At 61.1% G+C, this 24,265-nt stretch carries 24 protein-coding genes; all 24 read left to right on the plus strand.

All coding sequences use genetic code 11. From position 1 onward, the window contains the following. Positions 1-29: 29 nt before the first annotated feature. Positions 30-659, plus strand: coding sequence for a YjbH domain-containing protein (locus Q4T40_21375; GenBank protein MDT8903789.1), 630 nt, complete (start codon positions 30-32; stop codon positions 657-659). Positions 660-752: 93 nt separating this feature from the next. Further along, a complete protein-coding gene (locus Q4T40_21380; GenBank protein ID MDT8903790.1) occupies positions 753-1,637 on the plus strand; it encodes a lysophospholipid acyltransferase family protein in 885 nt (294 codons plus the stop codon). Positions 1,638-1,783: 146 nt separating this feature from the next. Beyond that, positions 1,784-4,117, plus strand: coding sequence for a hypothetical protein (locus tag Q4T40_21385; protein ID MDT8903791.1), 2,334 nt, complete (start codon positions 1,784-1,786; stop codon positions 4,115-4,117). Positions 4,118-4,129: 12 nt separating this feature from the next. Beyond that, positions 4,130-4,903, plus strand: a complete 774-nt coding sequence (locus Q4T40_21390) for an amino acid ABC transporter ATP-binding protein (protein ID MDT8903792.1) — start codon at positions 4,130-4,132, stop codon at positions 4,901-4,903. Between the two features lie 75 nt (positions 4,904-4,978). Next, the gene (gene lpxC / locus Q4T40_21395) at positions 4,979-5,806 is read left to right on the plus strand and encodes a UDP-3-O-acyl-N-acetylglucosamine deacetylase (GenBank protein ID MDT8903793.1); all 828 of its coding nucleotides are present in this window, start codon (positions 4,979-4,981) and stop codon (positions 5,804-5,806) included. Positions 5,807-5,823: 17 nt separating this feature from the next. Then, complete coding sequence (gene fabZ, locus Q4T40_21400) at positions 5,824-6,246, plus strand: 3-hydroxyacyl-ACP dehydratase FabZ (GenBank protein MDT8903794.1); 423 nt, start codon at positions 5,824-5,826, stop codon at positions 6,244-6,246. A gap of 186 nt (positions 6,247-6,432) precedes the next feature. Further along, positions 6,433-7,254, plus strand: a complete 822-nt coding sequence (lpxA, locus tag Q4T40_21405) for an acyl-ACP--UDP-N-acetylglucosamine O-acyltransferase (GenBank protein MDT8903795.1) — start codon at positions 6,433-6,435, stop codon at positions 7,252-7,254. A gap of 52 nt (positions 7,255-7,306) precedes the next feature. Beyond that, positions 7,307-8,110, plus strand: coding sequence for a UDP-2,3-diacylglucosamine diphosphatase LpxI (lpxI, locus tag Q4T40_21410; GenBank protein ID MDT8903796.1), 804 nt, complete (start codon positions 7,307-7,309; stop codon positions 8,108-8,110). Between the two features lie 146 nt (positions 8,111-8,256). After that, the gene (gene lpxB / locus Q4T40_21415) at positions 8,257-9,408 is read left to right on the plus strand and encodes a lipid-A-disaccharide synthase (GenBank protein MDT8903797.1); all 1,152 of its coding nucleotides are present in this window, start codon (positions 8,257-8,259) and stop codon (positions 9,406-9,408) included. Beyond that, on the plus strand, positions 9,405-11,153 hold the full coding sequence (locus tag Q4T40_21420; protein MDT8903798.1) for an ABC transporter ATP-binding protein: 1,749 nt from the start codon (positions 9,405-9,407) through the stop codon (positions 11,151-11,153). The genes lpxB and Q4T40_21420 overlap by 4 nt, the downstream gene beginning before the upstream one ends. A gap of 3 nt (positions 11,154-11,156) precedes the next feature. After that, the gene (locus Q4T40_21425; GenBank protein ID MDT8903799.1) at positions 11,157-12,458 is read left to right on the plus strand and encodes a 3-deoxy-D-manno-octulosonic acid transferase; all 1,302 of its coding nucleotides are present in this window, start codon (positions 11,157-11,159) and stop codon (positions 12,456-12,458) included. A gap of 10 nt (positions 12,459-12,468) precedes the next feature. Beyond that, positions 12,469-13,629 carry a tetraacyldisaccharide 4'-kinase gene (gene lpxK, locus Q4T40_21430; GenBank protein ID MDT8903800.1) on the plus strand — a complete coding sequence of 387 codons (1,161 nt, stop codon included), beginning with the start codon at positions 12,469-12,471 and terminating at the stop codon, positions 13,627-13,629. Then, positions 13,626-14,369, plus strand: coding sequence for a 3-deoxy-manno-octulosonate cytidylyltransferase (gene kdsB / locus Q4T40_21435; GenBank protein ID MDT8903801.1), 744 nt, complete (start codon positions 13,626-13,628; stop codon positions 14,367-14,369). Before lpxK ends, kdsB begins: the two co-directional genes overlap by 4 nt. Then, a complete protein-coding gene (gene kdsA / locus Q4T40_21440) occupies positions 14,366-15,190 on the plus strand; it encodes a 3-deoxy-8-phosphooctulonate synthase (protein MDT8903802.1) in 825 nt (274 codons plus the stop codon). Before kdsB ends, kdsA begins: the two co-directional genes overlap by 4 nt. Before the next feature lie 14 nt (positions 15,191-15,204). After that, on the plus strand, positions 15,205-16,173 hold the full coding sequence (locus tag Q4T40_21445) for a KpsF/GutQ family sugar-phosphate isomerase (protein ID MDT8903803.1): 969 nt from the start codon (positions 15,205-15,207) through the stop codon (positions 16,171-16,173). After that, positions 16,173-16,718, plus strand: coding sequence for an HAD hydrolase family protein (locus tag Q4T40_21450; protein MDT8903804.1), 546 nt, complete (start codon positions 16,173-16,175; stop codon positions 16,716-16,718). The genes Q4T40_21445 and Q4T40_21450 overlap by 1 nt, the downstream gene beginning before the upstream one ends. Positions 16,719-16,804: 86 nt before the next feature. Next, positions 16,805-17,692 carry a lysophospholipid acyltransferase family protein gene (locus Q4T40_21455; GenBank protein ID MDT8903805.1) on the plus strand — a complete coding sequence of 296 codons (888 nt, stop codon included), beginning with the start codon at positions 16,805-16,807 and terminating at the stop codon, positions 17,690-17,692. Then, on the plus strand, positions 17,689-18,255 hold the full coding sequence (lptC, locus tag Q4T40_21460) for an LPS export ABC transporter periplasmic protein LptC (protein ID MDT8903806.1): 567 nt from the start codon (positions 17,689-17,691) through the stop codon (positions 18,253-18,255). The genes Q4T40_21455 and lptC overlap by 4 nt, the downstream gene beginning before the upstream one ends. Then, positions 18,252-18,971 (plus strand): LptA/OstA family protein, encoded by a 720-nt coding sequence (locus Q4T40_21465; GenBank protein MDT8903807.1) that lies wholly within the window; start codon positions 18,252-18,254, stop codon positions 18,969-18,971. The genes lptC and Q4T40_21465 overlap by 4 nt, the downstream gene beginning before the upstream one ends. 18 nt (positions 18,972-18,989) lie before the next feature. After that, positions 18,990-19,730, plus strand: a complete 741-nt coding sequence (lptB, locus tag Q4T40_21470) for an LPS export ABC transporter ATP-binding protein (protein ID MDT8903808.1) — start codon at positions 18,990-18,992, stop codon at positions 19,728-19,730. A 48-nt stretch (positions 19,731-19,778) separates the two neighbouring features. After that, positions 19,779-20,867, plus strand: coding sequence for an LptF/LptG family permease (locus Q4T40_21475; protein ID MDT8903809.1), 1,089 nt, complete (start codon positions 19,779-19,781; stop codon positions 20,865-20,867). 38 nt (positions 20,868-20,905) lie between these two features. Continuing rightward, entirely contained in the window at positions 20,906-22,138 is a 1,233-nt protein-coding gene (locus Q4T40_21480; protein ID MDT8903810.1) for a DUF3084 domain-containing protein, read from the plus strand. Positions 22,139-22,506: 368 nt separating this feature from the next. Next, entirely contained in the window at positions 22,507-23,676 is a 1,170-nt protein-coding gene (locus tag Q4T40_21485; protein ID MDT8903811.1) for an S-layer homology domain-containing protein, read from the plus strand. 136 nt (positions 23,677-23,812) lie between these two features. Continuing rightward, positions 23,813-24,220, plus strand: a complete 408-nt coding sequence (locus Q4T40_21490) for a pre-16S rRNA-processing nuclease YqgF (GenBank protein ID MDT8903812.1) — start codon at positions 23,813-23,815, stop codon at positions 24,218-24,220. Positions 24,221-24,265: the final 45 nt, after the last annotated feature.

Below are 24,265 nucleotides of genomic sequence, written 5' to 3' on the forward strand. Positions count from 1 at the left end.
CCCCACTTCATTCAAACCAAGGAGGACATATGAGGAAGATAGTATTCGGTGTCCTGTGCGCCCTGCTCGTTTCTGTCGCTGCGGCTTCCGCCGCCCCGTCGGTAAACGGCGCCACCGGCCAGATCAACAATCCGTCCGCCGACGTTCTCCAGGAAGGCCAGTTCTCGGCTGGCTACTATCACCTTAAAACCGGCGGGGTCGGCGTAATCAACCTGAGCCTGCTACCCAACCTCGAACTGGGGGTCGCCGGCTTCCGCCACGACGATGTCAGCGCCAACAAAACATACGTCAACGCCAAACTCGGCCTGTTGCCTGAAACCATTCTCACGCCCGGGGTGGCGGTCGGCGTGGAAGACATCGCCGGCGAGCGCTCGCGTTCTTACTACGCCGTAGCCTCCAAAGCCCTGCCGCTCGGTTTCCGCATCCACGCCGGCGTGGGCAACGGTCGCTTCGACGGCACCTTTGCCGCCCTCGAAAAAACCATTAACCCTGTCAGTGTGCTCACCGGCAACAACACCTTCCCCGCCACCACCCTTATTGCCGAGTTCGACGGCCGCCGCATGAACTACGGCGCAAGGGTTTCGATCATCCCGGGACTCAAGGTGGATGCCGGCTGGCGGGATCGGGCGGCCTATTTCGGCATAAGCTTCACCAACTAGAAAACCTGCAACCCAAAAGGCTGCCAGGGGAGTATCCCGCGAACGGCGCGGACAGGCTCCCGGCAGTTTTTCCCTGATGGAGGTCGCCCCGCCATGCAGTATTACCTCGTCAAGTTGATATGTTGGCTGTTACGCCCGTTACCCGCCGGGATGCGCAACCGCATAGGCGACTTCATCGGCGAGTCGCTATGGCCGCTAGTGCCCATGAAGCGGCGCGAAATGGCCGTTGCCAACGTCATGGCCAGCCTGGGGCTGGACGCTCCGTCCGCCCTTGCCGTCGTCAGGCGCAGCGCCGTTCGGTTCGGCCGGATGTTCATGGAACTGCTGACAATCCCCAAACTCACCAGGAATAATATCGACAGCTTCGTAATTCTGCGGGGCCGGGAGTACTTCGACCAGGCGTTCGCCCACGGCAAGGGGGTCATCATCGCCGCGGCCCACAGCGGCAACTGGGAACTTATCGGCCCGGCGCTGGCCCTTTACGGCTATGAGATCGTCGGCGTTGCCCAGCGGCAGACCAACGCCGCCATGGACAGGCTGATAAACGAAATTCGCACATCCACCGGTATGCACATCACCTATAAAAGCGGCGTCCGCGAAATGATCGCCTACCTCAGTGAAGGCAAGGCCATCGGCCTGATAATGGACCAGGACGCCCGAGAGCAGGGGGTTTTTACCGAGTTTTTCGGCCGTATCGCCTCCACGCCTCAGGGACCGGCCGCGCTGAGCCGGATGAAAGGTTCGCTGATCGTGCCCACTTTCATCACCGCCAACGCCGACGGCACCCACACCATCATCTTCCATCCGCCGCTGGCGACCGAAAAGACCGACGACCGTGACCGCGACTTCCTCGTCACCACCCGGAAGCTCAACGCCATCCTCGAAGAGCACATCCGCGCCCATCCTCACGAATGGTTCTGGCTCCACAACCGCTGGAAGACCAAGCCGCCGGCCGAAAAAGCGGGCCAGGACAAATAAACGCCGTACCCGCGCCCGTCCCCGTAAGGGGGCGGGCCTTTTCATCCCCGATGCCAATATATACAAATGCGCGACAATCGTATATACTTATGGACATAAAAGTGATATACGTGCTATAATGGAGGCCGGAAAAGAGGTGGTTACGCATGACTTTCGCCAAGAATATATTACGTGATTCCTTTCAGCGCGACATTCTCATCCTGGTTATCGTAAGTGTTCTGGTGGGGTCGATGCTGGCCAGCGTCGTATCGTTGGGAGCCAACGCCTATTTCTCCAAAACCCTCGCCAGTTTCGTCGGCGACTACGGAGAATTCGACCTCATCATCAATGTGCGGGAGGAAATGAAAACAGACGCCGCCCAGCAGATTGACAAGATAATCAGCGACGTATTCCCTGGGGCGGTGATGAAGGAAGGCCCCACCCTAACCGGCAAGACCAGCTTCTTCATCACCCTGCCAGCCCAGTTCCAGACCAAGCAGGTCTACGAAGACCTCGGCAAGACCTTCGGCAGCATCCCCGGCGGCGCCGGCGTCGGCGTAATGACCGACCCGCGCCTCACCATCCGCGGTGTGCCTGAAGGCGCGAAAAATATGCTAATGGAACGGATCATGCAAATGGACGGCGTGCGGTTCGCGTTCCGCGACGGCGGCTCGATCGGCGTGGTTTTGCTGTCTCTGGACAAAAGCGCCCCGGTCGAAAAGCAGATCAACGCCCTCCTGAAACAGTACCAGGTAATCGAGATTAGCTTCCCGGTCGGCAGCGAGCCGTCCAACCCAATCCGCCTCGGCGAGGCGATCGCCGGTGACATCAGGCAGGACCTCAAGGTTCAGTACGCCCAGAATGTCTCGGTGGACGGCAAGAACGACGATATGACCTACGCCGTCAGCACGATGATGGAGATGCGGAGATTCCTCACCGCCTACGCATCCCAGGTCACCATCACCCCAACAGGCGGCGCCAAGCTCGTAAAAGGCGACACCCTCGTCTTCCAGGGCGCGGCGCCGGCGGCGCCTGCGGCCGGCAGCCCGCCGGACAAGAACAATGTCCTTGTGCAGGTTACCGGCATCAAAGGCGACGGCGTTGCCGAAGGCATCGTCGTCCAGGGTGACGCCAGCGCGCTGGCGAATCCGCAGGGCTACAAGCTGGACAAGAATCTCGTCGGCGCTTCCGTCGCCACGGCCAGCTACAAGAACCCGCGCCAGGAGCTCGGCACCGCGCTCAACGAAACCTCCAAACTGGTCGGCCAGATACCCGACTTCGCCCAGGACGCCCGCAACATGAGCGGCATAGCGATGAACGCCCTCGACAACTACGACAGCGGCATCGCTGCTGTCGAACAGACCATCAGCGGCGTCCAGCAGGCCGGCGCCACCATCCAGGCGGCGACGAGCGGCCTGGCCAATATCGATACCAGCTCGCTCCGCGCCCAGCTCGACTCCTCGTCCAAAGGCCTCGGCGGTCTTATCAATACCCTTAAGGTATTGAAACTGGTACAGCCGGACGCCGGCAGCAGCATCGACAGCCTCGCCGGCACCCAGAGCAGCCTCGCCAGCCTGAGCGGCACCCTCGGCGCTCTTGACAACGTTGCGGCCAACGCCCGTCAGGCGACGGCAGCCATCGACGGCGTTGTCAGCGGCAGCAAGAATACCCTCGCCACGCTGAAAGCGTTCGATGCCGCCAGCGCCAAGACCAACCTGCGCGACATGACCGGCCGGCTCGACAAGGTGCAGGAGATCAACGTGCCGCTGGTCACCGCCCAGCTTCAATATATGGCGGCCAGCGCGCCCAACCTCAAGGACGAGGACATCAGCCACACCCTGGCGATCATCGATAAATTCATCGCCGGCCAGGTGATTCCCGGCGAGCGCATCCAAATCCTCACGACCAGCAGCGTCAGCGCCGACGCCGTGGCGCCCATCGTCGCCCGCCAGGCCGGACACAACAACGCCGCCCTGTACTCGACCGCTCTGGGCATCATCGAGCCTGACGCCCGCGGGCAGCTTTACCAGGTCCTCCATGAGGTCAAAGCCATCCTGGCCGGCATAACCGCCATGGTGGCGACCATTCTCTTCCTGGTATTCGACCATACCGCGGTCATGGCGGTCATCCGCCGCCGTCGCCTGGCCAACCGCGCCAAACCCAGCGGCTGGCGGGCGGTGATGGCGAGATTCGCCGCCCTGAGCGCCGCCGAAAGAGTCTACGGTATGACGTGCGGCGCGGTAATGCTCACCGCCATGTTCATCATCGCCGGCGGCGGCATTCCCTACCTCCCCTGGGTCGGCGTCCCGGTGCTCGGCGCCGCTCTCGGCCTGTTGGTGGCCGGCTACGCCGAGAAAATCAGCCCGGTGGCCGCCGACGAAATCATGGCCGGCGAAGCGCTCGGCCTGTCCTTCGACGAGGTCATGCGCGAGATCGTCATTCCCGCCGCACGGCCGGGACTGTTGCAGAAATTGAACAATCGCAAGGTAAAATTTCGTTAATGAGGTGATACTATGCTCACCATAAATAATCTTCACAAACGGTTCGGCAAAGTTACAGCCGTAGCGGACGTCAGCCTCGACGTGAAGAAAGGCGAGACGGTCGTGCTCATGGGCCCCTCGGGGTGCGGCAAGTCCACTACCATCCGCACCGTAAACCGGCTCGTCGAGCCGGACGGAGGCCGGATCTTCTTCGCCGGCCGCGACATCACCGCCATCGCCCCCGAGGAAATGCGGGCGGTGCGAAAACGCATCGGTTTCGTTTTCCAGCAATTCAACCTCATCAGCCGTCTGACGGCCGAAGAAAACGTAATGCTTGGACTGGTAATGGACGGGATGCCGCGCGAGCTGGCCGGCGAGAAAGCCATGGCCGCGCTCGCCAAGGTCGGCCTTGAAAGCTGTCGCGGCCAAAAACCCGGGGAACTGTCGGGCGGCCAGCAGCAACGGGTGGGCATCGCCCGCGCGCTGGCCTTCGAACCCGAGCTGATGCTCTGGGACGAACCCACTGCCTCGCTCGACCCTATCCTGGTCAGGGAAGTGCTTGTGGTCATGGAGGAACTCGCAAAATACAACGCCAACACCATGGTGGTCGTCACTCACGAACTGCCTTTCGCTCTCCATGTCGCCGACCGGATCGTCCTTATGGACAAAGGCCGGGTAGTCGAAGAAGGCGTGCCCGACAAAGTCTTTGTCACCCCCGCGTCGGAGGTCGGCCAGCGTTATAAAGAGCTCATCGAATACCAGATGAACACCAGCGCCCTTACCCTCGCCGGCAAGCGCGTCGCCTGATTCCTTCCTTTTACCACTTGCAGGAAAACCGAATCTTTTGTAGAATAAGTGATAGCTGTTTATCGGGAGGTTGCCATGTCGTATCAGACCACCCTCGGGAAATCCGTCGCTTATACGGGAATAGGCCTTCACTCGGGCCGGGACGTCACCATCACCCTGCAGCCCGCCCCGGCTGACACCGGCATCGTCTTCGTCCGCACTGATCTCCCGGGAGCGCCGCGGGTAAAGGCAACCGCCGCCAACGTTACGTCCACCCTGCGGGCGACGACGATTGAGGATGGGGCTGCCAAGGTTTTTACCGTGGAGCACCTGCTGGCCGTCTTTTTCGCCATGGGGATCGATAACTGCCTGGTCGAAATCACCGCCGCCGAGCCGCCCGTGGGCGACGGCAGCTCCCTCCCCTTTGTGAGCCTGGTGGAAGAGGCCGGTATCGCCGCTCTGGCGGCGCCGTGCCGCTACACCCCGCTGCCGGCGGCGCAGGTGGTACGCTTCCCCGATAAATTCATCGCCATCCTGCCGTATGACGGCCTTAGGGTCAGCTTCACGTCCGTCAACCCGCACCCCTTGATCGGCATCCAGTACGGCGACTTCGAAATCTCGACCGACACGTTCATCCGCGAAATCGCCCCGGCGAGGACCATTGGCTTCATGCACGAGGTCGAAGCCCTGCAGGCGCAGGGCCTGGCTCTCGGCGGCAGCCTCGAAAACGCGGTGGTATACGACGGCGATAAAATTCTTACCCCGCTGCGCTTTCCCGACGAGCTCGTCAGACATAAGATCCTCGACGTGCTCGGCGACCTGGCGTTGGTCGGAAGGATCCGCGGCCACGTCGTCGCGGTGAAATCCAGCCACGCGCTCAACACCGCGCTGGCGAAGCAAATAGCGGCAAGCGCTCAAAAGTGACGAGGAGGACTGCTACCATGTTGACCGTGCCTCAGATCCAGGCGATCATCCCGCATCGCTACCCGTTCCTGCTGGTCGACCGCATCGTCGAAATCGAGCCCATGAAAAGAGCCGTGGGCATAAAAAATGTTACCGCCAACGAGCAGTTTTTTCAGGGCCATTTCCCTGGCAAGCCCATCATGCCCGGCGTCCTGCTCCTTGAGGCGATGGCCCAGGTGGGCGGCGTGGCGATGCTCCACAGCGACGAATTCTCCGGCAAGCTGGCGGTTTTCGCCGGCATAGACCGGGTTAAGTTTCGCAGGCCGGTGGTGCCGGGCGACCAAGTGCGGATGGTGGCCGAGATTATGAAAATGCGCGGCACCATGGGTAAGATATGGGCCGAGGCTTTTGTCGACGGCGAACTGGTGGCCGAGGGAGAATTTCTCTTTGCCCTTACCTGAAAAGAAAAGCAATAAGGATATAAATGGCATAGTTTATATGTAAGGTTGCCCTAAACAGCCATTTTTGGTTTTTTTGCCAATATACGCGACGATAGGCCCTGCCACCATTCGACTGGTTAGTCGGATTATAAGTAACAGCAGGTTGGCTACGGGCCTCGGCCGCGACAACAGTAAGGAGATGAGCTGATGAAGCCGGAAACTGTCGTAATACCGATTCGTAAAATACACGAAACAGCTGTCATACACCCGGGCGCCCGTATCGGCAAAGAAGTCGAGATCGGACCGTATGCGGTCATCGGCGAAAACGTCCTGATCGGCGACGGCACCAAAGTCGGCGCTCATGTCGTCATAGACGGCTGGACCAGTATCGGTAAGAACTGCATCCTTTATCCCAGCGCTTCCATCGGCACCGATCCCCAAGACCTCAAATTCCGCGGCGAAAAGAGCTACGTTTTCATAGGCGACGAAACCCAGATCCGCGAGTTCGCCACCGTCAACCGCGCGACCGGCGAAGGCGAGGAAACCCGCATCGGTTCGCATTGCCTGCTGCAGGCGTACACCCACGTCGCCCACAACTGCATCCTCGGCAACCATGTCATCATGTCCAACTGCGCGACGCTGGCCGGCCACGTCGTCGTGGAAGACCGGGCGATCATCAGCGGCCTTTCCGGGGTGCACCAGTTCGTCAAGATCGGCCGCAACGCCTTCATCGGCGGCGCCTCCAAGGTAGTCCAGGACGTGCCTCCGTTTGTCATCGTCGACGGCCATCCGGCCAAAGTCTGCGGGCTCAACAGCGTGGGCATCGCTCGCGCCGGCATCAGTGAACTGGCCCGCCGCAACCTCAAAAAAGCCTACAAGATTCTATATCGCTCCAACCTTACCCTGCCGCAGGCGATCGCCGTGATGGAGCAGGAACTCGACTCCTGCGAGGAAGTCGAACACATCCTCCGCTTCCTGCGCAACGCCGAGCGCGGCATCTGCCGCGGCCGCAGGGACGAAGAGGAATAGAGAATCGGCAGGCCGCCGCCAAGATCGGGGCGGCCGCGTAAGGAGTATCGGGATGAAGACAATAGGATTACTGGCCGGCGTCGGCAGACTGCCGGTAGAATTCGCCCGTGCCGCCTCCGGCATGGGCTTTACCGTGATTGCCGTCGGCGTGGTTCCGGGGATCGATCCCGAACTGGCCGCCGCGGCGAGCAAATACTTCGACATCGGCGCCGGCGAACTGGACCGCATCATTGCCACCCTCAAGGCAGAGGGCGCGCAGGAGGTCACCATGCTCGGCAAGGTGACCAAAGAGCTGCTGTTCACCGGAGCGGTCAAACTCGACGACCGGGCCCGGAAGCTTTTCGCCGGCCTCGCCGACAACAGCGACGACACCATTATGCTGGCCTTGGTGCGCGAATTGGCGCACGAAGGGATCGGCGTGCTCGACCAGACCGCCATGATCCGCGCCCTGATGCCGCCGCCAGGCCTTATAACCAGCCGGCCGCCGACCGCGGCCGAGGAGGCCGACATCGAATTTGGCTTCCGCATGGCCAAAGAGATCGGCGCCCTCGACATCGGCCAGACGGTCGTCGTCAAAAATAGGGCGGTGCTCGCGGTCGAGGCCATCGAGGGTACCGACGCCTGTATCCGTCGCGGCGGTCAGTTGGGCCGGGGCGGGGCGGTTGTCGCCAAAGTCGCGAAACCCGGTCAGGACGCCCGCTTCGACGTACCCACGGTAGGCACCGACACCATCCGGGCCATGATCGAAGGGGGCGCAAGCGCCCTGGTGATCGAGGCCGGCCGGACGTTGCTGGTGGACCGCAACAAGGTCGCGGCGCTGGCCGACGAGAACAGCATCACCATTATTGCCCGCTGATTTTTGCCACAGAGGCATAGAGATACTGCGAGAAGAGGGAAACTATCTCCGGGTCTCTATCGTCCTGTGGCTCGTGTTTTAGCGCGGGGAAATCTTGGACAACCGCGCGCATATGGGATAAACTAGTATTAGCCGAGAGGATTCTTATGTACAAGATCTTTATCTCCACAGGCGAGGCGTCAGGCGACCTCAATGGCGCCAGCGTCGCCGCCGCCCTCAGGAATATCCGGCCCGACGTCGCGCTCTTCGGCATGGGCGGCGAAATGATGCGCGCCGCCGGAGTGGAGATTGTCTATGACATCGCCGACCTCGGCGTCATGGGAATTGTCGAGGTCGCCAAAAGCCTGCCCAAATTGTTCAGGCTGCGGGATTTCCTCGCCGACTGGCTGGAGCGCGAACGCCCCGACGTTCTGGTAGTAATCGACTACCCCGGTTTCAACACCCGGCTGGCCAAAATAGCCAGACGGCTCGGCATCCCCGTCATTTCCTACATCAGCCCCTCCGCATGGGCATGGGGCCGCGGGCGGGCGCGGGAAGTCGCGGAAACGGTGACCAAGGTCGCCGCCATTTTCCCCTTCGAGGCCGATGTTTACCGCCAGGCCGGCGCCGACGTCGTCTTCGTCGGCCATCCCCTGCTTGACATCGTTAAGCCCTCACTCCCCAGGGACGAGGCATACCGCCTGTTCGGTGCCGATCCGGCACGACCGGTGGTGCTGCTAATGCCGGGCAGCCGGCGTCAGGAAATCGACATGCTTCTGCCCGCTATGCTGGCGGGAATGGAAGAAGTGGCAAGAAAAGTGCCGGAATGTCAAATATTTTTACCGGTAGCCTCGACAATTTCCCGGGAAATATTGCAAAATATAATTGACGGCTACAATATAGAAGTGCGACTCACCGCCGGCAACACCTACGACCTGATGAACATCGGCACCGTGGCGGTGGCCGCCTCCGGCACCGCCACCCTCGAAGCCGCCATCATGGGCCTGCCCACGGTCATCGTCTATAAGGTCGCGGCCTTAACCTATCTGCTGGGCAAACTGCTCGTCAAGATACCCCATATCGGCCTGCCCAACATCGTCGCCGGCCGACGCATCGTACCCGAGCTCCTGCAGGGCGAGGCCAGCGCCGCCAACATCGCCCGCGAAACGCTGCCCATCGTCGCCGACCCCACGGTCCGAGACCGCATCGTCGCCGATTTGGCCGACGTCAGGCGGAGGCTCGGAGAAACAGGTGCGGTGGGACGGGTGGCGGAAGTCATACTTGAAGTGGCCGCGCACGGCCACGGAGGAGCGGCATGAATCTATACCTGCGCTTGCTGAAATACGTCCGGCCTTACATGGTGAGGGTCGTTGTCGCCGTAGTCTGCATCATTCTGGCCGCGGCGGCCAACCTCTACGTGCCCTGGATCATAAAGGACGTCATCGACGACGTTCTGACCGCCAAGGACATGACCATGCTCAACTTCATCGCCGGCGGCATCATCGCGGTGTTCCTGCTGCGCGGGATCTTTTTCTACGGCCAGACCTATCTGATGGCCTTCGTCGGCCAGCGGGTCATTATCGATATCCGCGAAGCCCTCTACCGCCACCTGCAGCGACTGTCGATGTCCTACTTCGAAACCCGCCGCACCGGCGCCATCATGAGCTACATCACCAACGATGTGGCAGCCCTCCAGTCGGCTCTGGTCGAGAGCGTCATCGAAATGTTTACGGAGAGCGTTGTGCTGGTCGGTTCGATCATCGCCATGTTCGTCCTTCACTGGAAGCTGTCCCTGCTGACCTTCATAACCCTGCCGCTCGTCTTCCAGGCCATCAATGTCTTCGGCAAGAAGCTGCGGCTAGCCGGGGCGGTCATGCAGGAACGCGCCGCCGACATAACCTCCGTGCTTCAGGAAACCGTCCTGGCAGTGCGGGTCATCAAGTCGTTTGTGCGTGAAGACTACGAGATCGAACGCTTCGGGCGCGAGAACTACCAGAACTTCCGGGCCCAAATGAAGAGCTCCCAGCTCATGGCCACCCTTACTCCCCTGATCGAATTCCTCGCCGCTATCGGCGTCACGGTCATTATCTGGTACGGCGGCCACGAGGTCATCGGCGGCAACCTGACGACCGGAGCGCTCATGGCTTTCCTTATCTACGTCGTTAACCTTTCCAACCCCATCAAACGCCTCAGCCGCGTGTACGGCAACATCCAGAAGGCGCTGGCCGCGGCCCAGCGGGTCTTCGAAGTCCTTGACACCGAGCCCGACATCAAGGACGAACCCGGCGCCGCCGAGCTGCCAGCCATTAACGGCGAAGTCGCCTTCCACAACGTAAGCTTCGAATACAAGCCCGGGGAACCTGCCCTGGTCGATATATCGCTCACCGCCAGACCCGGCCAGGTCGTGGCCATCGTCGGTCCCAGCGGCGCAGGCAAAACCACCATCGCCAACCTCATCCCCCGCTTCTACGACCCGTCGTCCGGCTACATCGCCATCGACGGCATCGACATCAAGACTATAACTCTCGCCTCCCTTCGCCGCCAGATCGGCATCGTTCCCCAGGAAACCATGCTCTTCAACGGCACGGTGTACGAAAACATCCTCTACGGCGACCTCGACGCCCCGAGGGAGGCGGTCATCGCCGCCGCCAAAGCGGCCAACGCCGACACCTTCATCATGGAAATGCCCCAGGGTTACGAGACGCAGATCGGCGAACGCGGCGCCAAGCTTTCCGGCGGTCAGCGCCAGCGCATCGCCATCGCCCGCGCCATCCTGAAAAACCCCCGCGTCCTCATCCTCGACGAAGCCACCTCCGCGCTCGACACCGAGAGCGAGTCCCTCGTCCAGGAGGCCCTGGACAAGCTGATGGTCGGCCGCACCTCGTTTGTTATCGCCCACCGCCTTTCCACCGTGCAGCGGGCCGATGTCATTATCGTCATGGAAAGGGGCCGGATTGTCGAGCAGGGCTCTCATGCCGCGCTTATTAATACCGGCGGCTTGTACAGCAAGCTTTACCAGGTCCAATTCGATTTGCGGACAGAGGAGCCGCCCAAAGAGGTATAGCTGATGAAGTTCCTATACGACATCCTGACGATCATCCTGGTTGTGGCGGCGATACCGGTATTCATCTTCCGCCTCTTCCGCGAGAAAGGCTTCGGCGAGCGGCTCAGGCAGAGCTTCGGGTTCCTGCCGCACGGGGCCGTGGCGCCGGTCGCCGGTAAAAACTGCCTGTGGCTGCACGCCGCCTCGGTCGGCGAAATAGTCGCCACAAGCCCGATCGTCAAAGAGATACGGCGCCAGATGCCCGAAATGCCTGTACTGGTATCGGTCGTCACGGCCAACGGCTACGAAATGGCCCAACGCATCATCCCCGAAGCGGACAGCATAATATTTTTCCCGCTCGACTTGCCGGGACTCAGCCGGCGGGTGATAAACCGCATCAAACCGACCATGTTCGTGCTCGTTGAGACCGAACTGTGGCCGAACTTTCTCCTTTCCTGCCGGGATCTCTCCATCCCGGTCATGATGGTCAACGGCCGAATCAGCGATAAAAGCGTCGGCAACTACCGTTACCTTTTCACCATCCTCGACCGCATGCTCGACACCGTCCACCGTTTCTGCATGCAGTCCACCATCGACGCCCAGTACATCATCCGTCTGGGCGCAAAGCCGCGTCGGGTCTTCGTCACCGGCAACACGAAGTACGACCAGACGCACACTGAAGTCAGCGCCGCCGAGCGGGAGCGGCTCGCAAGCCTGCTAAAACTGCGGGGGGGCGCCCCGGTCGTCGTCGCCGGCAGCACTCACCGGGGTGAGGAGGAATTTGTCCTCGCCGCTTTCAACAAAGTCAGAGAAAACATTGCCGAAGCCCGCCTGATAATCGCGCCGCGCGACAACCTGCGGGGCGGCGAGGTCGCATCCCTGGCGGAAAAGTACGGCTTGAAGGCCGTGCGCCGCACAGACCTCGACAAAGCGGATGGAAGCCATGACGTCATCGTATTAGATACCATCGGCGAACTCGGCAAGATTTACAGCATCGCCGATGTCGTATTCGTCGGCGGCAGCCTGGTCGCCACCGGCGGCCACAACATCCTCGAGCCCGCCGCCCACGGCAAGCCCATCCTCGTAGGCCCGCACATGTTCAACTTCAAAGATAGCTACGCCCTCTTCAGCGGGCAGGGCGCCTGCGACACCGTCTACGACAGCGCCGACCTCGGCGACAAGTTCGTCTGCCTGCTCAGCGACGCCCACGTCCGGGCGGCGATGGGCGAAAAGGCGCTGGCCATCATCCGGGAAAACCAGGGAGCTGCCGTCCGCAGCGTTCAGCATATCAGCGAAGTACTGGCGACACTTTCCCAACGATCGTGAGGGAAAAAGCATGATCCGTCATGAGCCTGTTCAAGTATATCTATACCAGCTGGTGCATGGCAAGAAGCGGGGGCCGGTGGCCGCCGTTCTTCTCGGCGTGCTCCGGTTCATGTCGGTCGTCTACGGCCTGGGCGTCGACATCAAGCTCGGCCTCTACAAGGCCGGAATCCTCAAGCAGCATAAACTGGCCTGCCGGGTCATCAGCCTGGGCAACATCACCGTCGGCGGCACCGGCAAAACCCCCACCGCCCAGCGCCTGGCGGCCATCATCCGCGACCTTGGTTACCGGGTCGTCATCCTCAACCGCGGCTACCGGGCCAAGTGGCGGGGCCAGGTGGGCCTCGTATCCGACGGCCGGCGCATCTACATGTCGGTCAGCGAGGCCGGCGACGAAGCGTACCTGCTGGCGAAGAACCTGCCAGGCGTGGCGGTCGTCATCGGTAAAAACCGCAACGTCACCGGCGATTACGCCGTCGCCAACCTGAAAGCGGACTTCATCATCCTCGACGACGGCTACCAGCACTGGCAGCTGGCCCGCGACCTCGACATCGTTCTCATCGACAGCATCAATGTCTTCGGCAATAACTTCCTCCTGCCTCGCGGAACGCTCCGCGAGCCCCTGACCCACCTCAATCGCGCCGACATCTTCCTCATTACCCGCGTCAACCAGGGCACCGACAACGCCCGCGACATAATCCGTGAAACCCTCGTCCGCTACAACGACCAGGCGCTCGTTGTCGAGAGCGTCCACAGCCCGAATTGCTTCATCGAAATCGAAGACTGGTATAAAGGCATCAGGCCGGAGACGGTCGCGCTCGAAGCCATCCGCGGCAAACGCGTGCTGGCGTTCTCCGCCCTCGGCAACCCGACCTCCTTCGAGCAGTCGATCAGCAGCATCGGGGCCCAAATCGTCGATGCCGTGCGGTATCCCGATCATCACGACTATACCATGGCGGAAATGCAGCAGGTCATGCAGCGGGCGGTCGACAAGGGCGTTTTTGCTCTCGTGACCACCGAAAAGGACGCGGTCAAGATCCCGTCCGAGTTCATCCACTCCGACCGGCCCCTGCCGCTATACGTGCTGGGCATCGAAGTGCGATTCGTCGACAACGGCTACCAGGGACTGATGAACCTCATCAAATCCGTGGCCGAGCGGGGAGGCAAACAATGAGAATAATCTGCGTCATCCCGGCCCGCTACTCCTCCACCCGCCTGCCGGGCAAGCCGCTGGCCGTCATCGCCGGCAAACCGATGATCCGGCATGTCTACGAACGGGCCAGCCAAGCCAAGCTGCCCTGCCGGGTGTTGGTCGCCACCGATCACGAGCAGGTCTTCGCCGCCGTCAAAGCCTTCGGCGGGGAAGTCATGATGACCTCGCCCCATCACCCCACCGGCACTGACCGGCTGGCCGAAGTGGCCGCCCGCCACGAAGACGCCGACGTAATCATCAACGTCCAGGGGGACGAGCCGCTCATCGAACCGGCGGTAATCGACCAACTGGCCGAGGAATTCCACCGGTCCCCCGGACTGGCGATGGCTACCCTGGCAGCGCCGCTGGCCGAGGACGAGCACCAAGCCCCGAGCGTTGTTAAAGTAGTCACGGACCTGGAGGGTTACGCCCTGTATTTCTCCCGTTCCCTCATCCCTTATCCCCGCAATCCGGCCAACGGGCCGGCATACCAAAAACACATCGGCATCTACGCCTACCGGCGCGACTTTCTGCTCAAATTCGCCGCGCTGGCGCCCACGCCGCTCGAACAAGCCGAATCGCTTGAACAGCTCCGGGCGCTCGAGCACGGCTACCGTATCAAAGTGCTCGCCGCAAACTTCACCTCCGTGGGCGTCGATACGCCGGAGGACTTGGAAAAAGTAAACGCCATAATCGCTGCACAAGGAGGCTCAGTCAGATGAAAACAGTGCAAGTCGGCTCCATCGCCATCGGCGGCCAAAACCCTCTCGCCCTCATCGCCGGGCCGTGCGTTCTTGAGAATCCCGACCGGGCCCGCATGATCGGCCGCGAGGTCAAGGCCATCGCCGATCGTCTCGGCATTCCCTATATATTCAAAGCATCGTACGACAAAGCAAACCGGTCGGCTTACAATTCCTTCCGCGGCCCCGGGCTGACGGAGGGGCTGGCTGTGCTGGCCGACATCAAAGCCGACCTGAAGGTGCCGGTATTAAGCGATATCCATTGCACCACCCAGGTCGGGCCGGCCGCTGCCGTGCTCGACATCCTGCAGATACCCGCCTTCCTCTGTCGCCAGACCGACCTCGTCCACGCCGCGGCCGCCACCGGCAAGGTCGTCAACGTGAAAAAAGGCCAATTTCTGGCCCCCGGCGACATGAAAAACGTCGTCCAGAAGATCCTCGAAGCAGGCAACGAAAACATCCTTCTAGCCGAGCGGGGCGCGACCTTCGGCTACAACAACCTTGTCGTCGATATGCGCTCGCTGCCCATAATGCGCTCGTTCGGTTACCCGGTGGTATTCGACGCCACCCACAGCGTCCAGCTTCCCGGCGGGGCCGGCGCCACGTCCAGCGGCCAGCGGGAATACGTAGCCTACCTGGCAAGGGCGGCGGTAGCCGCCGGCGTCGACGCGCTTTTCATGGAAGTGCACGACAATCCGGCGGAAGCCTTGTCGGACGGACCGAACATGCTTTATATCGAACAACTCGCACCGCTCCTCGAAGACCTGCTGGCCATCGACGCGGTCGTGCGCAAACATAAATAAGGAGGGACAGGCCGATGATCATCGAGCAGGCAAAAGAAGTGCTGGCAGTCGAGGCGGCGGCCATCCAGGCTCTCATTCCCCGCATCGACGGCCAGTTCACGGCGGCGGTCAAACTCATCCTCGCTTGCAACGGCCGGGTAATCGTCACCGGTATGGGCAAATCGGGCATCGTCGGCAGAAAAATTGCCGCCACCCTTGCCAGTACCGGCACACCGGCCTTTTTTCTGCACCCGGCCGAAGCCATCCACGGCGACCTCGGCATGGTCACGGGCGAAGACGTCGTCCTCGCCTTGTCCCACAGCGGTGAAACGGCCGAAGTGCTCAGCATCCTGCCCATCATCCGCCGCATCGGCGCAAAGGTCATCGCCATGAGCGGCCGGGAAAAATCGACCCTCGTCAGCAACGCCGACGGCTTCCTCGACGTAGCGGTCGAAAGGGAGGCCTGCCCGCTCGGTCTCGCGCCTACCGCAAGCACCACCGCGTCCCTCGCGATGGGCGACGCCCTGGCGGTGGCGCTGCTCAGTGCCCGCAGCTTCACCCCCGAAGACTTCGCCCTCTTCCATCCGGGCGGCTCGCTCGGGCGGCGTTTGCTTCTCACCGTCGAACAGGTGATGCACAGCGGCGACGACAACCCGGTTACACCGCTCGGCAGCACCGTCAAAGAAGCGCTGTTCGTCATCACCGCCAAAGGTCTCGGCGTCACCTCGATCATCGATGGCGATGGCCGCCTACAGGGAATAATCACCGACGGCGACATCCGCCGCAGTCTCGAAAAGGGCTTGGACTTTCTCAACAAGCGGGTGGAGGAAATCATGACCCGCACCCCCAAAACCATCACCGCCGACAGGCTGGCCGCCCAGGCCCTCCACATGATGGAGAAGAACAAGCCGCGCCCCATCACGGTGCTGCCTGTCGTCGACAGGGAACAGCGGGCAATTGGTATGATTCACCTTACTGACTTATTGCGTCAAGGAGTGGTATAATGGATACTGAGGTCCGCGCCCGCCGGGTCAAACTGCTGGTTTTCGACGTAGACGGGGTGCTGACTTCGGGCCAGCTGCTCTTCGGTCCCGACGGCGAAGCCATGAAGGTTTTTCACGCCCAGGACGGCCTCGGTCTAAACGCCGCCCACCGGGCCGGCCTCAAGACCGCCCTGATTACCGGCCGGGAAAGCGAAATGGTGCGCCGGCGGGGGGCAGAGCTGTCGATAACCGATATCTGCCAGGGGGCGCAGGACAAAATCGCCCACCTCGAACGGCTGCTGGCCAAGCACAACCTGACGTACGACGAAGTCGCCTACACCGGCGACGACCTCAACGACCTCGCCGTAATGGAGCAGGCCGGGCTGGCCTGCGCGGTCGCCAACGCCGCGCCGGAAGTCAAGGCCGCCGCTCACTACGTTACCGGCCGCTCCGGTGGCGCCGGTGCGGTGCGGGAAATCGTCGAACTGATCCTCAAAGCCCAGGGCAAATGGCCTGCGGTCGTGGAAAGCTTCCGCCGCCCCGGCGGGGACAGGCCCTGCCAGTGATGCCGGCTGCCCAGAGCCCTAGCGGGGCCTGAGCGAACTGTTCGCCGACAACGCGCGAGGCTTATCAGCGTTCCGGGAGGAAAAAAGTGACGAATACCTGGCAGTATTACCTGCTTAAAACAATCAGCCGCATAATCTGCCTGTTGCCTTACCCCTGGCTGCTGGCGTTCGGCCGCCTGCTGGGCCGCGCATATTACCGCGTCGCCGCGCGCCAGCGCGAACGGGCCATCGCCCAGATAACCGCGGGGCTGGGGCTTTCCCGCCCCGAAGCCGAGCGGACCATCCGCAGCCTGTTCGTCAAGCTCGGCCAGACCTTTCTGGAAGTGATGTACCTGCCGGCGCTAAGCCCGGCGAAAGTCGGCCGTTATATCACGATCGAAAACCGTCACTATCTTGACGAAGCCCTCTCCCGGGGCAAGGGCGTAGCTGTGTTGTCCGCCCACCTGGGCAACTGGGAGTGGCTTGGCGCCGGGCTGTCCATGAACGGCTTCCCGGTGGCCAGCATCGTCAAAAGCCAGCCCAACGACCAGCACAACCGCATTATCAATGAATACCGCCAGCATGCCGGCATCGAAATGTTCACCCGCGGCACCACCGAACTGGTCGCAGCCGCCAAGGCGCTTAAAAACGGCCGGGTGCTCGGCTTCTTTTCCGATCAGGATGCCGGAAAAAACGGCGTTTTCGTCGAATTTCTCGGCAAAATGGCCTCCACTCCTGTCGGGCTGGCCGTCTTCGCCAGGCGACTGGCGGTGCCTGTCGTGCCGGCATTCATCGTTCGCCGCCCAGAAGGCGGCCACCGCATCATCGTCAGCCCGCCCCTCGAATTCACCGCCACCGGAGACGACGCAGCCGACGACTACACCTTCACCGTAAAGGCCACCAGGATCATCGAAGACACCATCAGACGCTATCCCGACGAATGGTTGTGGTTTCAGAAACGCTGGAATACGAAATGGGCAGGTGAACAGGCTTGAAGCTGAGCAAATCAACATACCGGGCGCTAGCCTGCACCCTGTTGATCATAGCCGGAGGGCTCTATTATTTTAACAGGGAAGAGCTTCCGCCGCCGCCTACCCAGGAGGCGAAACCCGCCGAAGTTTCGGCCGCCGTCACTTTTTCCGGCAGCTCGATCGTCGAGCAGCAGGATGGCAAGAAACAGTGGGAGGTAACCGCAGAGTCGGTGCAGATGAATCCGGACACCAACAAGGCCCGGCTGGTCAATTTCAAAGCGATCCTCTACCGTGCGGATGGCAGCAAGCTCGACCTGGTCGGCCGCCAGGCGGAAATCGACACCAAGACCAGAGATATCGACATGGCCGGCGACATCAAGGCCGTGTCCAGCAGCGACGGAGCGGTATTCACCTCCGCCACCGCCCGCTGGGCCGCCAAGGAACGCAAGTTTTACGGCGGCGGCGGCATCACCCTTACCAGATATGACACTATCGTTACCGGCGACCGCATCGAAGGCGACGAGCAGCTCGAAAGAGTAAAAGTAATGGGCAACGCCCGCGTGCTAAAAGGAGGGACTCCCCAATGAGCCGTAAGTTAGCGACAGCTCTGCTTGCAGCGCTGCTATTGGTAATGATCGCCGCCGCCACGGCCGTTTCCGCCCCGGCGGACAAGCCTGTCGAACTCACCGCCGACACCATCGAATACGACGCCAAGACCGGCGTCATGACCGCCCAGGGCGCGGTCAAGCTCGTGCGCGACAAAGCGGTGCTCACCGGCGCCAATGCCCGGTACAACACCAAGAGCAAGGAAGCGTACGTTTCGGGCAGCGTGAAAGTGGTGCGCGAAGACACCACACTGACCGCCAACGAAGTACGCTCTTACAACGACAACTATCTCGTGGCCACCGGCAGCGCCCTGCTCACAAAAGGGGAAAACTCGCTGGCCGGCCCGAAAATCGAGCACTGGGTCGACCGCCAGTACTCGCTGGTGCCCAACAACGCCCGCCTGACCATGCCCGACGGCTGGATGACCGCAAACCGTGTCGAGGCGTTCCACACCGAAGACCGGGCGGTAGCCGACGGCGACGTCCATATCGTCAGCGACAAGCGCAGCCTGGACGCCACCTCCGACAAAGCGGTCTACTACGGCTCCAAGACCGAGCAGGGCAAGGTGGTAATGAGCGGCAACGCCCGGGCCGTCCAGGAAGGCAATGTCCTGACAGGCAAAACGCTTACCATCTATCTCGACGACAAAGCCATGGACGCCCAGGGTCGCCCCAAGCTCGTCGTCAAACCCCAGTAAGCGGGGCCCGGCAGCGCGATGTACAATTTATTCACGAAATACATCGAAACGGAAGACCTTGTCAAAACGTACAAAGGACGCAACGTCGTCGACGGCGTCAGCCTGAGGGTCGACCAGGGGCGGGTCGTCGGTCTTCTTGGCCCGAACGGCGCCGGCAAGACCACCACCTTCTACATGATTGTCGGCCTGGAGCGCCCCAACGGGGGACGGATCTTCATTAACGGCGAAGACGTCACCAGCCTGCCCATGTACCGCCGCTCGCTGTTCGGGGTGGGCTACCTGCCGCAGGAACCGTCGGTATTCCGTAAACTGACCGTCGAGGACAACCTCCTCGCCATCCTGGAGCTAAAGGAAGATCTAAGCGCTGCCGAGCGGCGGGAAAAGATGGAATCGCTGCTGGAGGAGCTGGGGGTCGTAAACGTGCGCGCCCGTCTGGGCTCGCAGCTTTCCGGCGGCGAGCGGCGGCGGGTGGAGATCGCCCGGGCGCTGGCCACCGATCCGGCTTTCATTCTGCTGGACGAACCATTCGCCGGCGTCGACCCGATCGCCGTCGCCGATATCCAGGAAATCATCGGCTTCCTACGGGACCGCGGCATCGGGGTGCTCATAACCGACCACAACGTTCGCGAAACGCTCAGCATCGTCGACTACGCCTACATCCTCAACGAGGGACAGATCCTCATCTGCGGCGACAGCGCCACCATCGCCGCCAGCGAAATCGCCCGGAAGTTCTATTTGGGCGACAAATTCAGCCTATAACAACGCCGTTGAAAAACTTCGCCTAACTTTGCCTGCTAGGAGCGTCACATGCGCATACTCGACAAGTATATCCTCAAAGAGCTGCTGGGGCCGTTCCTCTTCGGCATCTGCGCGTTCTCCAGCGTGTTTATCGGCACCAGCACCCTCTTCAGGATCGCCCAATATATAACCAAATACGGCGCCGGGTTCAGCCCGGTCATCAGGCTGTTCATCTACAGCCTGCCCAGCATCATCGTGCTTACCTTCCCGATGTCGATGCTGCTGGCCTCGTTATTGTCCTTCGGGCGGCTGTCAGGCTCCAGCGAGATAACGGCCATGAGGTCCGGCGGTCTGAGCTTCTACCGTCTGGCGACGCCGGTATTCATCGTCGCCTTCTTCGTCAGCCTCTTCTCGGTCGGGTTCAGCGAAATGGTAGTGCCGGCCGCCAACGCTGGCTACAACCATATCGTGCGCTACGAGATCGAAAAGAATACCCGGCCCCGTTCCCAGGAACACATCGTCATCAAAGACGTCAAAGGGGGCACCATCGAGCGCCTCACCTACGCTCGCAAGTTCGAGGAAGACAAAAGCACCATGTACGCCGTTACCGTGCAGGACTTCGAAAACGACCGTCTGGTACGGGTCGAGAACGCCGAAAAAGCCGTCTGGGAGAAAAACCAGTGGATCATGTACAACGGCATTATCCACGACCTCACCCCGGAAGGGAAGCTGGAACGGTCGATGCACTTCGTCAGGCAGCTCATGCCGGTGGAAAAAAATCCCGCAGCCATCGGCCGTGAGCAAAAAAAGCCTGAGGAAATGTCGATCAGGGAGCTTAAGATCCACATCAACGCCCTCAAGCGGGAATACGTCAAGACAAGCTACTATGAAACGGAGCTTCACCAGCGGCTGGCGATCCCCATGGCCTCGTTCGTCTTCGCCCTCATCGGCACGCCCCTCGGCCTTCAGCCCCACCGCTCCAGCTCCTCCATCGGCCTGGGCCTGAGCATCATCATCATCTTCATCTACTACACCATCATGACGATAACGACCGCGCTCGGACAGGGAGGGGCCATCCCGCCGGTCCTGGGCGCCTGGTTTCCGAATATAATCGGCATCATCGTCGGTCTGTACCTGGTGCGCAAAGCCTCGCAATAAACGGCACAATCCGAGTATCCGGGAGAGGAGGTTCGTCCGTGTTCGGTCTCACCCTCATCGCCGTCCTCGCCATCATGGGCGGAATTATCGCCTATATCGGCGACTGGCTCGGCAGCAAAGTGGGCAAACGCAAACTCACCGTATTCGGCCTGAGGCCCAAGCATACCTCGATCCTATTCACAATCGTCACCGGCATCGTCATCGCCGGCGTGACGCTCGGCGTGCTGAGCGTCGCCTCCCGCGACGTGCGAACCGCCCTGTTCGGCATGGAGGCGCTGAAGGCCGAGCTTACCGGCCTCTCCCGCGAAGTCGCCGCGAAAAGCGTCGAGCTTGACGCCAGCCGCTCCGCCCTGGAAGCCAAGAACAAGGAGTACTCGGTCCTGACCGTCAAGATCAACGAAACAATGGACAGGCTTGCCAGCGTCACCGAACAACTGGCCACCGTCAATGCCGAGCGTGACCGCACGGCGGCGGCCCTTGATCTGGCCAAGGGCGATCTGACCAAGGCCCAACAGGAGATTGACGCCCTGCAGGCGACAAAATCCGAACTCGACGCCCGCGTCGCGTCGCTCAACGAGGCCAAGACCGCTCTACAGAGCGATGTCGACAGGCTTAACGAGCTGACCGCCAACCTCCGCCAGGGCATCCAGACCGTCCGGGAAGGCGTGGTCGTATTCCGCGCCAGCGAGGTGCTGACGACGGCCGTCACCAAAGGCGGTCAGCCGCTCAAGGACACCGAAGAGATCCTCGGGGGCATCATCAACGCCACCAACCGGGCCGTGCTCAACCGGCTGGGCGTGCAGGACAAGAACATCGAAGTGCTGTGGATCGCCAAGGCCGACTTCGACCAGGCCGCGAAGATCATCGCTTCGACACAGGAAGAAGTCATCGTCCGCATCCTTGCCATGGGCAACACTATTTACGGCGAACCGGTCATCGGCCGCATCGAGCTGTTCCCCAACCGGCTTATCTACTCGGCGGGCCAGACGATTTACTCCGAGACCGCTGACGCCGGCGACAGCGCCAAGCAGGCCGAGGATGTAGTGCTCCTCTTCCTGCAGAAGGTAAATGCCCAGGCGATCGCCAAAGGCATTCTGCCCGATCCGTTGCAGGGGACGGTGGGAGTCATCAGCGGCTCGCAGCTGTTCGAAACCGTTAACAAGGTCAAACGGATCGGCGGCCGCGTGGTGCTGACAGCTACGACCAAAGGGGACATCCATACCTCCGGGCCGTTGCAGATTGAGATCAACGTGCGGGCCGCATCTGATTAACATAATATACCTGACAAGAATCCTGCCTTTCAGGCAGGATTCTTTTTATTAATCGCGAATTCTTACAACAGCCGAATTAATTATGTTAACAATATAATTTTTTTGGCCAGATGTGACTGAGTAGTCAGTGCCTGGAAATCCAGTAATACCAACAATTACACCGATGACGCAGGCAGGATAACGAAAAGAAACATCGAATTATGTAAACTAAAGGCTGCCGAAAGCGGCAGCGGCTCGCTCACGCGGACGCGGCGGGGAAGAGTTATGAGGAAACACGGTCACTCATGACGATCCTCCTTGCCAAATGCGCCGAGCCGGCCGGTGGAACGCCACCCGCGCAAAATCATCACCACAAGGAGGATTTCAAAGTGCAGAAGAGACTTCTCAAAGTGGCTATCGCTACCGCTCTCACCGTGGCTTTCGCCGCTCCCGCATTCGCCAATCCTTTCTCCGACGTTCCCGCCAAACACTGGGCATATGCCGCAGTGAACAAGCTCGCCCAGGCCGGCGTTGTTGACGGCTACGGCGACGGCACCTTCCGCGGCGACAAGACCATCACCCGTTACGAAATGGCTCAGATCGTGGCCAAGGCGATGAACAAAGACCTCAACTCCGACCAAAAAGCCATCGTCGACAAGCTGGCCAAGGAATACGCCGTTGAGCTCAACAACCTCGGCGTAAAAGTCGAAGGCATGCAGAACCAGATCGACAACATGGTCAAATTCTCCGGTGACGCCCGTGTACGTTACTACAACGCCGACAACGTCGACAACTCCACCGACAAAGACTCGACCGAATACCGTGTCCGCCTCGGCGCCACCGCCAAGGTCAACGACACCACCAGCCTCTACGCCCGCATCACCAGCGGCTCGGCCTCCATTGGCGCCCAGAACGCCGACGCTTCGATCGACAACGCTTACGCCACCACCAAAATCCTCGGCCTGAGCACCAAGATCGGCCGTCAGGACTACAGCCTCGGCCAGGGCATGCTGGCCGGCGCCGGCTCGGTCGCCATCATCAACGGCGTGAGCGTCAGCGAAGGCAACTTCATGGCCGTCGGCGGCAAGGAAACCAACGGCACCTCGATGGTCAACACCTACGGCGCCCAGTACAACTTCAAGTTCGCCACCGCTCCCATCAGCCTCGCTTACCTGAACCAGGACAAGAAGGACTTCTACGCCGCAGGCACCAGCTTCAACCTCTTCCCCGGCTTCAAGGTAGCCGGCGAGTACGCCAAGAACGAAACCGACAACGCCAAAGCCTACCAGGTAAAAGCCTCCCTCGGCAAAACCGGCCTGAGCGTTGCCTACAAGGATGTTGAAAGAGGCGCCGTGCCCTTCGATTCGGCCCTTAACCTCAAATCGTCCGGCGGCATCCTGGGCGACTTCCGCAGCGTCGCTGAAGCAACCGGCAAGGCCAAAGGCATGGAGTACGAGTACAACGCCGACCTGGCCAAGAACACCAATCTCAACCTACTCTACCAGGACATCAAGGACGCCGGCAAGAACGTCCGCGCCACCGTCAACGTCAAATTCTAACTGAATCGGTCCTGACTAGTCTGAAACCGCAGGGGTTAACCCCTGCGGTTTCTTTTTCTATTATTTTCAAAGACGGTGTTCGGCAGGAATAAACTTACTGGAGGAGAAATAAAATACAAGCATAGGAGGTTGTACCATGACCGATGCCGTCATCGCCGTCGACCCCGGCCGCGACAAGTGCGGCGTAGCAGTAGTAGGCCGGCGGGCCGGCGTGATGGATAAAAGCGTCGTCCCGGCGGACCGGATGACCGCGGTCGTCGCCGAACTGGCCGCGAGGCACGGAATCGCCACCGTCATCCTCGGCGACCGCACCGGCAGCAAGGCCGCCATGGCCGCGCTCACCGCGCTTCGCCCCGGCGGCCGCGAACTGACGGTCAGGCTGGTCGACGAGCACCGCTCCACCGACGAGGCGCGCGCCCGCTACTGGCGGGACAATCCGCCGCGGGGCCTGGCCAGGCTGGTGCCGGTCACCTTAAGAGTGCCGCCGGTGCCGGTGGACGATTATGTCGCCGTCATCATCGCCGAAAGGTACTTCCGCAAGTGATTTTTGACAATTCGGCCAAATAATTTTCTCAATTTCCGTAAACCA

This window comes from Selenomonadales bacterium 4137-cl (assembly GCA_032334055.1).
In the GTDB taxonomy this organism is placed as follows: domain Bacteria; phylum Bacillota; class Negativicutes; order Sporomusales; family UBA7701; genus Anaeroselena; species Anaeroselena agilis.